Raw genomic sequence first — 14242 nt, 5'->3', positions numbered from 1 at the left:
AACCGCCGTGCGTATCCTGCATGTCTTCCGCACGCCGGTCGGCGGTCTGTTTCGCCATGTGATGGATCTTGCACGCGGACAAAGCGAGCGCGGCCATGACGTCGGCATCATTTGCGATGCGACCACCGGCGGTGCGCGCGCCGATGCGGCCCTTGCATCCCTGGAGGCCTCGCTCTCGTTGAGCGTCAGGCGTGTCGCAATGGGGCGCCTGCCCGGCGTTGGCGATCTCGCGACGATCCGTACGGTTGCCCGTCATGTCCGTCACCTCCGGCCCGATGTTGTTCACGGCCACGGCGCGAAGGGTGGCCTGTTCGCCAGGCTCGCCGCCAGCCGCAAGCCTGGCGGCCCCGCGCGCGTCTATACGCCCCACGGTGGCAGCTTTCACTACGGCCCCGCGCATCCGGCGCACCATCTCTACATGGCCGTGGAACGGTATCTCGCGCGCCGCACCGATCTCTTCATTTTTGAAAGCGGCTTTGTCCGCGAAGAGTTTCATCGCTACCTCGGCCCCTCCGGGCAGTTGGAGAAGGTCGTCCACAACGGCCTCACCGAGGCGGAATTCGCCCCGCTCTCCCGCCCGTCCCCGGCCTTTGATCTCCTGTTCATCGGGGAGCTCAGGACCTTGAAGGGCATCGATATTCTCCTTGACGCCATTGCCCTTCTCAGGGCGAGCGGACAGCCCGTCCCGCGCCTTCTCATCGTGGGCGCGGGGCCGGACGAGGCAGCCTTCCGCGCGCAGATCGTCAAACTGGGGCTCTCTGATACGGTGACCATGCGGCCACCATCCCCGATCCGCCATGTGCTGCCCGAGGCACGCGCGATGGTCGTCCCGTCCCGCGCGGAATCCCTTCCTTATGTCATCCTGGAAGCCGCCGCGGCCGGACAGCCGCTGATTGCCACGCGGGTGGGCGGCATCCCCGAAATCTTCGGCCCGGCCGCCTCGCGGCTGGTCGCCCCCGCCGACGTTCCGGCTCTCGCCGCCGCGATCACGCAGACCCTCGGCGACGCCAATCGCGCGCTCGCGGACGCCGAAGCGCTGCGCGACTATGTGCATGCCTCTTTTTCAGTCAGCCTCATGGTCGATGGAATTCTCTTGGGATATGATGAAATCCGTGCTCGATAGCGGGATCAACCATTGCGTTAAAGCTTCCGTGACGCTTATCAATTAGGCATATGTGCCGCAGTGATCCGCCGCCAAGTGCCGCGGTGGGCTATGTTCGTCGGCCAGCGCGGGGTCTTGGGTCGGCAGAGAGGCGGCATATGCCTACCTACGATATTCGTGATCTTCTCAAGCAACCGATCCCAGCCGATGCCGCGCGGCCGTTGACGCCGCTTGCCGAGGAGATTGCCGCCCGTCCCGTCAAGCCGACCTATTCGCCGGTCGTCCTCGCCGGAATTGCGCGCGTGGTCGATTGTGCGACCGTGGCCGCGGCGGGCCTCGGCGTCCATGCACTCTACCTCAAGCCGGACAGCCAATTCCCCCTCATCCACGGCATCACAATCCTGTCCGTCGCCATCCTCACCGTCATCGTGTTCCAGGCGCTCGGGATCTACCATATCAGCTCGTTTCGGACGATGCTCGCCCAGGGACTGCGCGTGATCGGAGGCTGGTGCGGGATCTTCCTTGTTCTGATGGCCGCCTTGTTCTTCGCCAAGCGCGGCGAGGACTTCTCGCGTGTCTGGCTCGCAAGCTGGTTCCTCGTCGGCCTCGTTCTCCTTCTGGTAGGGCGCACCCTCTTGTCCTACGCGGTGAAGGCCCTCACCCGGGCGGGCCGGCTCGATCGACGCACGGCGATCGTCGGCGGGGGTACAGCTGCCGAGGAACTCATCCGCGCACTCGACGGCCTGCCTGACACAGGCCTGCGGATCTGCGGCGTCTTCGACGACCGCAGCGACGAACGGTCACCCGACATCGTCGCTGGCTATCCGAAGCTTGGTAACGTGAGCGATCTCGTGGAATTCGCCCGGCGCGCCCATCTCGATCTCGTCATCTTCACGCTGCCGATCACCGCAGAGGACCGTCTGCTCTCCATGTTGCGCAAGCTCTGGGTGCTGCCGATCGACATTCGCCTGGCCGCGCATCGCAACAAGCTGAGGCTGCGGCCGCGCGCCTATTCCTATATCGGCGCCGTGCCGGTGCTCGACGTGTTCGATAAGCCGATCGCCGACTGGGACCTCGTCCTCAAATGGCTGTTCGACAAGGTCGTCGGCGCCCTGCTCATCATCCTCCTGTCGCCTGTCCTGGCCGCAACGGCCCTCGCCGTGAAGCTCGATTCGCGCGGCCCGATCCTCTTTCGCCAGAAGCGCTACGGCTTCAACAACGAGTTGATAGAGGTCTTCAAGTTCCGCTCGATGTATGTCGACCAGTCCGACGCCGATGCTGCGAAGCTCGTGACCAAGGGGGATCCGCGGGTGACACGGGTCGGCCGCATCATCCGCAAGACATCACTGGATGAGCTGCCGCAATTGTTCAACGTGGTGTTCAAGGGCGACCTCTCGCTGGTCGGCCCCCGTCCGCATGCGGTCAAGGCCAAGGCTGAGAACCGCCTCTATGACAAGGTGGTCGATGGCTATTTTGCGCGCCATCGCGTGAAGCCCGGCATCACGGGCTGGGCGCAGATCAACGGCTGGCGCGGCGAGACCGATACCGAGGAGAAACTGCAGCGCCGCGTCGAGCACGACCTATTCTACATCGAGAACTGGTCCGTGCTCTTCGACCTTTATATCCTGATCCGGACCCCCTTCGCCCTGCTCTCCACCGAGAACGCCTATTGAGCGCGTGGATGCCAGGGCCGGACGCACAAACGGCCGGCCATCGGAGGGCCGCAGCGCGTGCGTTTCCGCCTTCCCTCGCGTCGCGAAAACGTTGGAACACCCCGGCTCTAAGCAATTCCATCGGAACCGCCGCCCCGTTATCGCGGAATTGTTCGAAGATGCCTTGCGTCCCTTCCCGACAGCCTCCGCCAACGGAACCATGGCCCAGGCGCGTCCGATAGCCGGAACAGGCGGCACGACGCACGACGATCTGCGGCAGGCTGCGGCTGCCCTGGCACCGCGCCGGGCGCGGCGTGGCGGCAAGCTACGCATCTCGCTCGCGCGCCTCGACAGTCTCGCGCTCTGGCTGTTCGTCTTCGCGGGCGCATTCGTCCTGATCGAACCGTCCTTGTACGAGCTTCTCTTCCCCCTCGCCCTCGTGACCGCGCTGCTCATCGGCTTCCGGATTCCCGCAAGTGCAGCACCGATGCTTGGTCTGTTGACGCTCTTCAATATCGGTGGGGCCGTCTCGCTGATGCCCTATCTCAATGAAAGCCGCAGCGTCCTATTCATCGTCATCTCGATCTATCTCGCGATGACGTCCGTCTTCTTCGCATCGGTCCTCACGCAGGCGCCGCTCCGGCGGCTGGAAACCATACGCTCCGCCCTGATCTGGTCGGCCTGGCCGGCCGGCATCGCCGGTCTTCTCGGCTATTTCGACATCGCCGGCCTTGGCGGCATCTTCACCGTCTACGGGCGTGCCTCCGGCACCTTCAAGGACCCCAATGTTATGGGTCCCTATATGGTGCTGCCCATCGTCTATATCGTTCAGGGGCTCATCGAGCGCCGCACCGGGATCCTCAAGACGATCCTCCTCCTCAGCGTTCCGCTGCTCGCCCTGTTCCTGTCGTTCTCGCGCGGCGCCTGGGCTGATCTGGTCGGCGCTCTGGGACTCCTCTTTGCGCTCAGCTTCATCACGGGTGCCACGCTCGCCCAGAGGCGCATGATGATCTTCTACGCGCTCGGCTGTGTCGCCATCCTCCTGGTGATGCTGGGCGTTGCCCTTTCGATCGACGGCGTGCGTGAGATCTTCACCATGCGCGCCTCGCTGTCACAGGACTACGACGAAGGGGCGACCGGGCGCTTCGGTAACCAGCTGCGCAGCATCCCCCTCCTCCTCGAGCACGTCAACGGCTTGGGGCCGTTGCGATTTCACGTCTATTTCGACGCCGACCCCCACAGCGTCTATATCAACGCCTTTGCATCCTATGGGTGGCTTGGTGGTCTCTCCTACGTGACCTTGATCGCCGCGACGTGGGTGGTCGCATGGCGCACGGTTTTCCGGCGGGGGCCGCTGCAGCCCCACGCGATCGCCGTCTGGTCCGCGCTGATCGTCATAACGATCCAAGGGTTCCAGATCGATACCGACCATTGGCGGCAGTTCTATCTGATGCTCGGCCTCATCTGGGGCATTGCGGCGGCGAGCAAGGCCCATGCGAAAGCCGATGCGAAGGCTCGCAGCGCCGCCGAAGGTCTCCACTCACCGCTCGCCGCTCCGCCGCGTCAGACAGCCATCACCCATCAGGGAGGGGCCGGCCAAACGCAACGCCTGGAGCATCTTCGATAAACGCCAGTTTACCGGATCGGCTCTGCGATCGGGAGAGACCGTTCGCAGAAACGGCGACCCTGTTGCCAAGGCCGCCGTTCTGCAATCAGACAGGCTGGAGCCGACGCCTTTCGGCAATCGTCAGAAGTCGCGCTGGAAGCGCAGACGTGCCTGCCACTGGTCCTCGGACGACTTGTAAAGCGCCGTGGTGCCATTGTCATAGACGAGTGTGCGGCCGCTCGGGTCGAGCTTGGTGTAGAGAACCTCGACACCGATATCCATGGCGCTGACCGGTGACCAGATGAGGTTGGAGCCCACCGTCCAGGTGTTGAAGTCGCTAATGCCATAGGTGGAGGTAACGGCACCGGAGTAATTGACCTTGCTGTAACCACCGAAGACGCTCTGGCGAATATTCGGCGTCCAATAGTGGAGCATCGCGGCAAGAGCGTTCCACCCTTGCGTCTTCTTGATATCCCCATTAACGATCGCGCCGTCGGTCGCGACGCCCACCATCGGCCCGATGACCTGATCACCGTTGATGCCGATATAACTGAGGGCGCCATCCGTATAGGCCGCCTGCAACCACATGTAATCGCCGGCAGCGAGCATCGGCAGCTTCACCTTCACGCCGCCTTGCACGGCAAAACCGTATGTGGTGTCTACCCTGCTGCCGAAGGTGTCGGTGCCGTAGATGGTGCTTGAATTGAGCTGATGCACCGCGCCGGAGAGCTGTGCAGATCCCCATTCCTGATCCAGCAGCAGATTGCCGACCACGTCCGGCAGCCGTTCGCCGGCGGCATTATAGTAGCTCGTGCCGACATTGCGCTGGTTGCGGTCTTCAAGTGAGATGGTCGCCGAGAAGCCCGACCCGAAGGTCGCGGAATAGGCCAGCAACTGGGTCTGGCCGTCATCGGAACCGAGCGAACCGCCGTAGTTCAGGTCATTCGCGTAGAAGTCGAAGAATGATTGGGCGACACCGGCCGTAAAGCCGGCAAACTGAATGAACGCCTTGTCGAGGCTCGAGTCGGTCACGCTGCCGGCCGGAACGCCAAGCGCGCGATAGGCCCCGCTCTGGCGCGTCAGCTCGAAGCGGAAGTAGGCGCGGATCGTGCCCCATTCGGAGGACGAGCGGGCATCGACCTCAAGGCGACCGCGCGCCAAGAAGCCTGTCGCATCCGCCGAGCGGCCGTTGCCGGGCACCGACCACTTCGGTTGCGCGTAGAGATACTCGGCACGAACATAGCCGCCAAGCTTCAGGCAGAGGTCACTGCCCGGAATGTAGAAGAAGCCGGCACCGTGAACCGAGCATACCCGGACATAGTCGGCCGGCGCGGCCTTGGCCATCGGCAGATCGGCCGCCAGAGCGCCCGATACCGAAGCGAAAGCGGCAACAGAGCTCAACAGCACGAGGGAAGCCAAACGCATCTCAGTCTCCTCCAACGGCGAAGGCCGTAACATCTGGCAATACTTTACGCGCAGCGCGCATTTGCGGTCGATGGGAAACAACCCAAGAATTCATCAAGACTGCATATGCGACAAAAGCGCAACAGATAGTTGATTACCATTTATTCAAAGCGTTCCGAATTCGCACAAAATATGGACAACGCAATATTTCCTCTGAAAACGCATAATTTAAAATAATTATAACTCGCATCCAGCGGCTATAACTTACTCAAAAAAGATCCTGATGTCGCTTCACACCCTCTACTTGTCCTGTGTTTTGGATCCCATGGAAAGTTTCCGCCAACTTAAGAAGGTAACCGCGCGACCTTTATTGAGACGGCCCATCGCATTCAAAGACGATGCTACACATTTCGATTGCCACTCGGACCTGCATTGTTGTCCACATTCATTAAAAGCCGAATGATTGAACACCAAGCTGCGTCTCGCTCCGCTCAACAATAAACACGCATATTCCCGGGCTCAGCCGGTATCGGCGGCTGCACTACAAGCCGGATTGGCGCGGAGCATCGCCGGTGAACTCTGGCTCACTGGCAATGTTCTCGATCCTAGAGCAAGTCCGTCTTTTGCGGACTTGCTCTGCTCATAAATTCAACAGTAAATTCAATGACTTATATGGAATCAGACGATTCCATATAAGTCGGATTTACTCTAGTTTTTACGGAATGCCTTCACGCGAACTGGGATCCACATCGCTCGACAATGCGCCGGCGGAAACGCGGCGCAGGGGACGATGCTGTGGCCGAATGGGGGACGCATTTCTCGCCGGGCTCGATCACTACGCCCGTCGGATCGTTCACGGCCCGTGCGCGGCGCCACGGCTTCATCAGGCGGCGAAGGCGAGGCGCCCATCTCAATGTCATGACATCTTGGGAGCCTCGCGGCCCCACGGCGGCGCAGATTCGCGGATGGTCTTGCAGCAACGAAAAAACCCCGGTGCCAGGCACCGGGGTTCCATGAACTCAGAGAGCTCAGTCTGGGATCAGAAATCGCGCTGGAAGCGAAGACGACCCTGCCACTGATCTTCGTTGCTCTTCTGATAAACGGTCGTAGCCCAGTTACGCTTGGCATCGACCTTGGCGTAGAGGACTTCCACACCGATATCCATCGCCTTCACCGGCGACCAGATCAAAGCCGAAGCGGCCTGGAAGACCTTGAAGTCACGGTAGACGCTGCCAGCAACAACCTGGCCGGGGAAATCAACAGAGGTGTAGCTGCCCCACAGGGTCGAACGCAGGCTCGGGGTCCAGTAGTGCAGGAAAGCGCCGAGAACGTTCCAGCCCTTGGTCAGCTTGACACCGCCTGTCGCGTAGGGCGTCCCGCCAACATTAGCGACCGGGATCACGTAGTCGGACACCGGCAAAATATTGGTAAGACCGCCGAGCCCCGGATTGCCCGTCACACCGATGTAGCTAAGAGCGCCTTCCGCATAAGCGGCCTGCAACCAAAGCTGATCACCAGCGGCGAGCATCGGCAGGTTGATCTTCACACCACCCTGGATGGCATAGCCATACTTGTTGTCCACGCGGCTGCCGCCGATGTAGGTGCCGTAATTGTAATCCAACAGAGAGGAATTCAACTGACGCACGGCACCCGACAACTTGGCCGAACCCCAGCCCTGATCAACGAACAGGACACCGACCACGTCGGGCATGCGCTGACCAGCGCTATTATAAGTGTAAACAACCGTATTCGCGCCAGCAACTGCGCGCTGATTGCGGTCTTCGAGCGAGATCGTCGCCGAGAAGCCCGAACCGAAGGTCGCCGTGTAAGCGAGCAACTGAGTCGCGCCCTGGTCCGAACCCGGGAGAACGCCCGGAGCGGAACCCCAGTTCAGAGACTCAGCATAGAAGTCGAAGAACGACTGAGCGACACCGGCCGTGAAGCCCGCGAACTGGATGAAGGCCTTATCCAAGTTCGAGTCGTTCGCGCTGCCCTGCGGCCCGGCGTAGGACGCGCGGTACACACCGCTGTTGCGCGTCAGCTGGAAACGGAAGAAGGCACGGATCGTGCCCCATTCGGACGAGGTACGGGCATCGACGTCGAGCTGACCACGGCCGCGGAAGCCGGTGGCGTCACGATTGCGACCCTGCCCCGCACCGTTGTTCAGCGGCTCCTGATACATGAACTCGGCACGGACGCGGCCGCCGAGCTTGATGCAGGTGTCGCTGCCGGGGATGTAGAAGAAGCCCGCGCCGTGGACCGAGCAAACGCGAACATAGTCAACCGGCGCAGCCTTCGTCATGGGAAGATCTGCGGCTTGAGCCCCGGCAACCGCGGCGAAGCCTGCAGCGCTACCGAGTAGAAGGCTCTTAACGAGCTTCATTCTGACCTCCAAAAAAATCGAGACCCATTGGGAGCAGGCTTTCTTCAAAACCAGACCGGAGCCTGAACTTCAGAAGTGCCCTTTTCCCCGTTTTTTGTAGGTTATCCTCCGGTCACTCACTCCGAAGAGCCCATGCCAGCGGTTTAACCCGCGATGCGTAACGGGTGCCCCCGACGCCTCATTACCATGCTGGACGGAAGCCCAACGTTCAATCAGTTCCAAAGCACGGACGGGAGGCTGGGGGTGTTTTTGACCCCCATGTTGCATAAACGACACTTTAAGAGACCGCGGGAGCGAACATTTCCGAGCGAAGACCCATTCATTAGCGAATTGATGCGGCGCAGCATCCGTTGCTGCGTTGCGACATCACTGAATCACGGCATCAATGCGGCACGATTCGGGAAATCACGCACCTCAGCCACCATCTGCAGCGCTGCGCCGCGTCCGACGCGGATCCTATTCGACACGCGATATCACCTTCCCCATGGGAGCGTCGCGCAGGCCCCTGAGACCCGGCGGCAGGACCCGCTCTGTATCTGCACCCGCCACGGACGGCACCGGACCAGCAACACCTACTGCCATCCAGAGAATCATGATAGATAGCGCAACCTATCGTTGCACTGCCGGTGCTGCTGCGCATTGCGCGCAACCACTGAGGCATCCGCTGTCAAATAGCGGCGTCCGGATGCAGCTGATGCCGCCGCATGCGAGGCACGAACGCCCCTGTAAGAGGCATCATCTTAATCTTTAGGGCGAGCGCAGCGTTATGCAATCCGCGCGTATCCGCTCAGACCCAACCGCCGTCGACCACATAGTGCTGATTGGTACAAGCTGAGGCCTCATCAGACGCAAGAAAGATAGTGAAGCGCGCAAGCTCATCGGGAACCAGCCTGCGCTTCAGGCACTGCCGCCGCATGAGCTCCTCTTCTCCTTCGGGCGTCATCCACTTCTCGATCTGCCGTTCGGTCATGATCCAGCCCGGCGCGATGGCGTTCACGCGGATGTTGTAAGGGCCGAAATCACGGGCGAGCGACCGCGTGAGACCGAGGACCGCCGATTTCGACGCGGTATAGACAGCCATATTGCCCTGTCCGACCATCCACGAGGTCGATCCGAAATTGATGATGACCCCCGCCTTCCGGTCCTTCATGTCCGGCAGCACAGCCTGCGCGGCGAAGAACTGGTGCTTGAGATTGACGGCGATGCGATCGTCCCAATAGGCCGGTGTCACCGTTTCGGTCGCGTGGCGCTCGTCGTGGGCTGCATTGTTGACGAGGATGTCGATGGGGCCGAACTGGGCCCGGATTGCGCCGATCGCGGCGACAAGGGCGTCGATGTCGGTGACATCGGCCTTCTCGAAATGCACGGTGCCGCCTGAGGCGCGAATTTCATCGGCAAGCGCGCGGGACTCCTCCTCTTTGATGTCGAGAAACCCCACCTTGGCGCCCTGCTGCGCGAAGCGCCTTACGATACTGGCGCCGATGCCGGAGCCTCCACCGGTCACCACGACAGTCTTGGCCGCAAGATCGGGATAAATCGCTGACATGGGCTCGCCCTCCTCGCCGGACATGGTTCAGCCGGCACCATTATGATGATCGCCTCTCAAGAGGCGGCAAAATTGGGCTGAGCGTCAACCCCGGACACCTCAGCCCATTCACGCAAATCAAGCAACTTTGCTGCCTTTAAGGCAAGCGTGATCTCAAATTCCTTTTTTCTTTCAATAACAAGTGGCGCCTGGGCGACAAGCGCGCATTGGCCGTGATAGGATAATATACCTGAGGATCGAACATCAATATTCTACGTTATTGGACCAAATGGGGGGTTGCGGAAGACAGAGGCTTTGGGCATCGTCACGTCAATGGGCCCGTTGAAGGCGCGCAGCCAGACCAGGGAGGATCGTTTGACGCTCCTGAGACTGCGGGGGATAGGCAAGGAATTCGGCGCGATACGCGCATTGGCGGAGATCGACCTGACGGTCGCCGCCGGCGAGGTCGTCGGCTTGATGGGCGACAACGGCGCCGGCAAGTCGACGCTCGTGAAGATCATCGCGGGCAACTTCCCCCCCTCGCATGGAACAATGATCTTCGACGACCAGCCGGTGCATTTCTCGCGTCCGATCGATGCGCGCTCTGTCGGCATCGAGGTGGTCTATCAGGACCTCGCGCTCGCCGATAACCTCACGGCGGCCGCCAATGTCTTCCTCGGCCGTGAGCTCAAACGGCGGCTGGGACCTGTGACGGTTCTCGACCATGCGGCCATGAACAGGCGCGCCGCTGCGCTCTTCCAGGAACTGAAGTCTGAAACCCGCGCCGACGATCTGGTGCGACAGATGTCCGGCGGCCAGCGTCAAGCCGTTGCGATCGCCCGGACACGGCTCAAGGAAGCCAAGCTTGTGCTGATGGACGAACCGACCGCGGCGATCTCCGTACGCCAGGTTGCCGAAGTCCTCGACCTGATCCGCCGTCTGCGCGACGCCGGCATAGCTGTCATCCTGATTTCCCACCGCATGCCGGATGTCTTCACCGTCTGCGATCGCGTCGTCGTGCTGCGGCGTGGATCCAAAGTGGCTGATAAGCCGATCCAGAGTTCAAGCCCGGAGGAGGTCACCGCCCTCATCACCGGGGCAAAGGAGGCGGCCTGATGGACGATCTGTCGACGGCCGGACGACATAGGAGCGAAAGCGGATTCACCAATGTTGGCCGCGCGCCTTGGTGGCAGCGCGGTTTTTTTGCGTCCCAGACAGCCTATGTCGTGCTGGCCTTTCTCATCATTACCGTCGCCATCTCTTTCGTGGCCGACAATTTCCTGAATCCGGAAAACCTGCTGCGCACCTCGCAGAACTTTTCTTATGTCGGCATTGTGGCCCTGGGGGCCACACTCGTCATCATCACGGGCGGGATCGATCTCTCGGTCGGATCGGTGATGGCATTGACCGCAGTCGTGACCATGATCGTCATGAAATGGATCGCGGAAACGGCGCTCGGCTTCGTCTCGATGCCGCTTGCGCTGCTCATCGGGCTGATGGTCGCGGGCTTCATCGGCCTGGTCAACGGCCTGCTCATCGCGCGCCTCAAGCTGTCGCCCTTCGTCGTCACGCTCGGCATGCTGTCGATCTGCCGCGGGCTCACCTACGTGATCACAAAGGGGCGCAGTCAGGCACCGGGCGGGCCCAGCGTCGATACGTTCTATGCGCTGACCAACGGCAAGCTGTTCGGCCTGCCAATCCCGCTTGTCTATCTCCTCATCGGCGCGGCCATCATGGGCTTCGTCCTGCACCATACGGCGGCCGGACGCCATATCTTCGCCATCGGGGGCAACGAGCGCGCTGCCGCGTTGACGGGCGTCGCCGTGGAGCGCGTGAAGATCGGCGTCTACGTCGCCTGCAGCATGACGGCCGGCCTCGCCGGCATTCTGATGTCCGGCTGGCTGGGTGCGGCGCAGGCCAATCTGGCAACCGGCTACGAACTGACCATCATCGCCGCTGCGGTCATCGGCGGGGCCAATCTTGCCGGCGGTTCCGGAGGTCCCGTCGGGGCGATCATCGGCGCAGCGCTGATCGAGGTCATCCGCAACGGCCTCGTGCTGGCGGGGGCCGACAGCTACTGGCAAACCGCCATCATCGGCATGATCATCATATTCGCAGCCATCGTTGACCGGTTGAGGAGCCTACGCGCGGCCTGAACCGAGATGGGCGGCCGCCAGGGAGAGCACGTACCACGAGCACGTAACAGGGGGCACATATAAGCCCAGCGCGCAGCAAAGGGAGAGAGATCAATGAAACGCTTTGTGTTTGCGGCTCTGGCCGCCGTCGCCATTGCCGCACCGTCGCTGATATCACCGGCCATGGCCCAGCAGAAAATGCGCTTCGCCATCGTTCCGAAAGCGATGAACAATCCCTATTTCGACCTGTCGCGCGACGGCTGCATGAAGCGCGCCAAGGAACTCGGGAATGTCGAGTGCATCTATAAGGGACCGATCGAGCACGAACCCGCAAGCCAGGTGCAGATCATTCAGGATCTCATCACGCAACGGGTCGATGGCCTCGCGATCTCCGTCTCGGATGCCGAGGCCGCAATCAATGTGATCAAGCAGGCGCGCGATGCCGGCATCCCCGTCATCACCTTCGATGCGGATTCGCCAAAATCGGCGCGGCAGGCCTATGTCGGCACCGACAACAAGGAAATGGGCCGCCAGCTCGGTCGTGAACTCATCAAGCGCAAACCCCAACCGGGCACCTTCATCACCCAGTCGGGCGGACCGGCGGCTGAAAATCTGAACGAACGCCTGGCCGGGCTTTACGAAGTGGTCAAGGCGGCAGGCTGGAAGGAAGCCAGTGGCTCGCCGAGCTATTGCAACGACGATTCGGCGCTCGCTGTTCAACAGCTCAGCGACATGGTGACGGCCAATCCCAATGTGGATGCGGTGGTGCCGGTCGGCGGCTGGGCGCTCTTCGCGCCCGAGGCCTACAAGGGCTTCGTGAACGCCAACAAGAAGAACTACGAAAGTGGCAAGCTCGCGCTCGTCATGCCCGATACGCTCAAGGTGGAGCTCGAGCTCCTGCGCGACGGCTATGCCAATGTGCTCGTCGGACAGCGCCCCTTCGAGATGGGCGAGAAGGCCATGGACATCCTGCTTGCCCTGAAGAAGGGCGAGAAGGTCGAGCCTATCACTTATGTCGGCCTTGACGTCGTCACGAAGGACAACGTGGCGGAATTCCTGAAGTAAGCCCTTTCAGATGGGAGAGCGAACCTCTCCCATCTCCTGCGGCGCGAATTGCAAGTCTCGAGACCGCTTCTGCAAAAGATTAGTCCGGCGTAAACATGTACAGGCTCGGGCAAGGTTGTCCGATGTTCCATCAAAAGACCCGTTGGGAGGCATTCAAATGAAGACCCTCGCTATCGCCACTGCGCTTGTGGCTGGCGTTTCGTTGGGCAGCGTCGCGGCCCATGCTCAGTCCGGCGCACTCTCGAAGGCCGTAGGTGGCTACTCCTTCGAAGACGCAGCGAAGGAAGCGCCGGACACCAAGAATTTCAACTCCAAGGACGGCAAGCTCACCTTTGCCATCATCACTCACACGGCGGGCAACGGCTTCTTCGATCCGACCTATGTCGGTGCGAAAGCGGCAGCCAACGCGTTCGGCATCAATCTGATCACGCTGGGCTCCGAGGCTCCCGTTGATGACATTCCCCGTGAGATCGAGATCATCAACCAGGTGATCAACGACCCGACCATCGATGGCGTCATCATGACGACGCCGCAGTCGGGCGCTTATGACGACATCGTGAAGAAACTTGAGGCCAAGGGGATCCCGGTCGCGACAACCAATTCGTTCGACCCCAATCTCGCCAGCCGCTCGAAGATCTCGCATACAGGCCAGGATGCCGGCGCAGCGGCGATCGGCGGCGAAGCGCTGGCGCAGTGCCTTATCAAGAACGACGTCAAGGGAGGCTCCATCATCTTCCCGTCGACGACGACGCTCGGGAATGTCGAGGTCAACAACCGTATCACCGCGGCATTCCAGGCAACGGTGAAGGCGCTCAACGCGGCCGGCAAGCTGAAGGACTTCAAAGTCGACGCCGGCCCGCAGAACATCGGCATCGACGTGGACAAGGACAATATCGTCGGCTCCATCGTCACACTGATCGAGAGCCGCAAGGACGTGGTCGGCGCTTTCGCGGCCAATGGCTTCGTGACGCCGGCCCTGGGGGATGCCATCAGCCAGCTCAAGCTCAACGGCAAGGTCTGCGCCTTCGGTTTCGACCTTGGACCGAAGCAACAGGAGCAGATCCGCACAGGCGCTCTGACCGGCTCACTCGGCCAGCAACCCTTCCTGCAAGGCTTCTGGCCGGTGGCGCAGCTCTACCTGCAGATCGATCGCGGCATCTCGGCAGCCAATCTCGATACACGCGCCCAACTCGTGACCAAGGATAGCGTCGACAAGGTCGGCAAACGTTTCGAAAACTGATCGATTTGCACGGGAGGCCCGCCGTTGCGCCGACACTGCGTGGCTGCGTCGGGCACCACCATTCACAAGGGAGGGCGATCGACGCCAACGCGGAATGAGCGAGCCAACTTCGGCAGCTTTCGTTGCGCGT

The 14242-nt window shown here is 61.4% G+C and carries 10 protein-coding genes; 7 read left to right on the top strand and 3 right to left on the bottom strand.

Going from position 1 to position 14242, the window contains the following annotated elements; all coding sequences use genetic code 11:
• Positions 1-7: 7 nt before the first annotated feature.
• The 3 genes from C7450_RS17585 (at position 8) to C7450_RS17575 (ending at position 4381) form a co-directional block, all read left to right on the top strand.
• Positions 8-1123 (top strand): glycosyltransferase, encoded by a 1116-nt coding sequence (locus C7450_RS17585; protein ID WP_245449873.1) that lies wholly within the window; start codon positions 8-10, stop codon positions 1121-1123.
• 137 nt (positions 1124-1260) lie between these two features.
• Positions 1261-2775, top strand: a complete 1515-nt coding sequence (locus tag C7450_RS17580; protein WP_110375764.1) for an undecaprenyl-phosphate glucose phosphotransferase — start codon at positions 1261-1263, stop codon at positions 2773-2775.
• A 199-nt stretch (positions 2776-2974) separates the two neighbouring features.
• Entirely contained in the window at positions 2975-4381 is a 1407-nt protein-coding gene (locus C7450_RS17575) for an O-antigen ligase family protein (RefSeq protein ID WP_146227381.1), read from the top strand.
• A gap of 120 nt (positions 4382-4501) precedes the next feature.
• Here C7450_RS17575 and C7450_RS17570 read toward each other — a convergent pair whose 3' ends face one another.
• The 3 genes from C7450_RS17570 to C7450_RS17560 form a co-directional block, all read right to left on the bottom strand.
• Entirely contained in the window at positions 4502-5785 is a 1284-nt protein-coding gene (locus tag C7450_RS17570; RefSeq protein ID WP_170147290.1) for a porin, read from the bottom strand.
• Between the two features lie 1018 nt (positions 5786-6803).
• Positions 6804-8147, bottom strand: coding sequence for a porin (locus C7450_RS17565; RefSeq protein WP_110375761.1), 1344 nt, complete (start codon positions 8145-8147; stop codon positions 6804-6806).
• Between the two features lie 787 nt (positions 8148-8934).
• On the bottom strand, positions 8935-9693 hold the full coding sequence (locus tag C7450_RS17560; protein ID WP_110375982.1) for an SDR family NAD(P)-dependent oxidoreductase: 759 nt from the start codon (positions 9691-9693) through the stop codon (positions 8935-8937).
• Positions 9694-10005: 312 nt separating this feature from the next.
• Here C7450_RS17560 and C7450_RS17555 point away from each other — a divergent pair, with 312 nt between their 5' ends.
• The 4 genes from C7450_RS17555 (at position 10006) to C7450_RS17540 (ending at position 14112) form a co-directional block, all read left to right on the top strand.
• Positions 10006-10788, top strand: coding sequence for an ATP-binding cassette domain-containing protein (locus C7450_RS17555; RefSeq protein ID WP_110375760.1), 783 nt, complete (start codon positions 10006-10008; stop codon positions 10786-10788).
• Positions 10788-11828 (top strand): ABC transporter permease, encoded by a 1041-nt coding sequence (locus tag C7450_RS17550; RefSeq protein WP_110375759.1) that lies wholly within the window; start codon positions 10788-10790, stop codon positions 11826-11828. The genes C7450_RS17555 and C7450_RS17550 overlap by 1 nt, the downstream gene beginning before the upstream one ends.
• A gap of 93 nt (positions 11829-11921) precedes the next feature.
• Positions 11922-12872 carry a sugar-binding protein gene (locus tag C7450_RS17545; RefSeq protein ID WP_110375758.1) on the top strand — a complete coding sequence of 317 codons (951 nt, stop codon included), beginning with the start codon at positions 11922-11924 and terminating at the stop codon, positions 12870-12872.
• Between the two features lie 157 nt (positions 12873-13029).
• On the top strand, positions 13030-14112 hold the full coding sequence (locus tag C7450_RS17540) for a substrate-binding domain-containing protein (protein ID WP_110375757.1): 1083 nt from the start codon (positions 13030-13032) through the stop codon (positions 14110-14112).
• The last annotated feature ends 130 nt before the right edge of the window (positions 14113-14242 follow it).

It is taken from the genome of Chelatococcus asaccharovorans, from assembly GCF_003201475.1.
Classification (GTDB): domain Bacteria; phylum Pseudomonadota; class Alphaproteobacteria; order Rhizobiales; family Beijerinckiaceae; genus Chelatococcus; species Chelatococcus asaccharovorans.
Note: the sequence above shows the minus strand (reverse complement) of the source record. Positions and strands in the feature narration are given on the sequence as shown.

What these genes read in the sequence shown, in the direction of transcription:
- C7450_RS17555 (WP_110375760.1), top strand. Translation starts at nt 10,006, where the DNA reads ATGGGCCCGTTGAAGGCGCGCAGCCAGACCAGGGAGGATCGTTTGACG.
- C7450_RS17540 (WP_110375757.1), top strand. Translation starts at nt 13,030, where the DNA reads ATGAAGACCCTCGCTATCGCCACTGCGCTTGTGGCTGGCGTTTCGTTG.
- C7450_RS17545 (WP_110375758.1), top strand. Translation starts at nt 11,922, where the DNA reads ATGAAACGCTTTGTGTTTGCGGCTCTGGCCGCCGTCGCCATTGCCGCA.
- C7450_RS17560 (WP_110375982.1), bottom strand. Translation starts at nt 9,693, where the DNA reads ATGTCAGCGATTTATCCCGATCTTGCGGCCAAGACTGTCGTGGTGACC.
- C7450_RS17575 (WP_146227381.1), top strand. Translation starts at nt 2,975, where the DNA reads ATGGCCCAGGCGCGTCCGATAGCCGGAACAGGCGGCACGACGCACGAC.
- C7450_RS17570 (WP_170147290.1), bottom strand. Translation starts at nt 5,785, where the DNA reads ATGCGTTTGGCTTCCCTCGTGCTGTTGAGCTCTGTTGCCGCTTTCGCT.
- C7450_RS17580 (WP_110375764.1), top strand. Translation starts at nt 1,261, where the DNA reads ATGCCTACCTACGATATTCGTGATCTTCTCAAGCAACCGATCCCAGCC.
- C7450_RS17550 (WP_110375759.1), top strand. Translation starts at nt 10,788, where the DNA reads ATGGACGATCTGTCGACGGCCGGACGACATAGGAGCGAAAGCGGATTC.
- C7450_RS17565 (WP_110375761.1), bottom strand. Translation starts at nt 8,147, where the DNA reads ATGAAGCTCGTTAAGAGCCTTCTACTCGGTAGCGCTGCAGGCTTCGCC.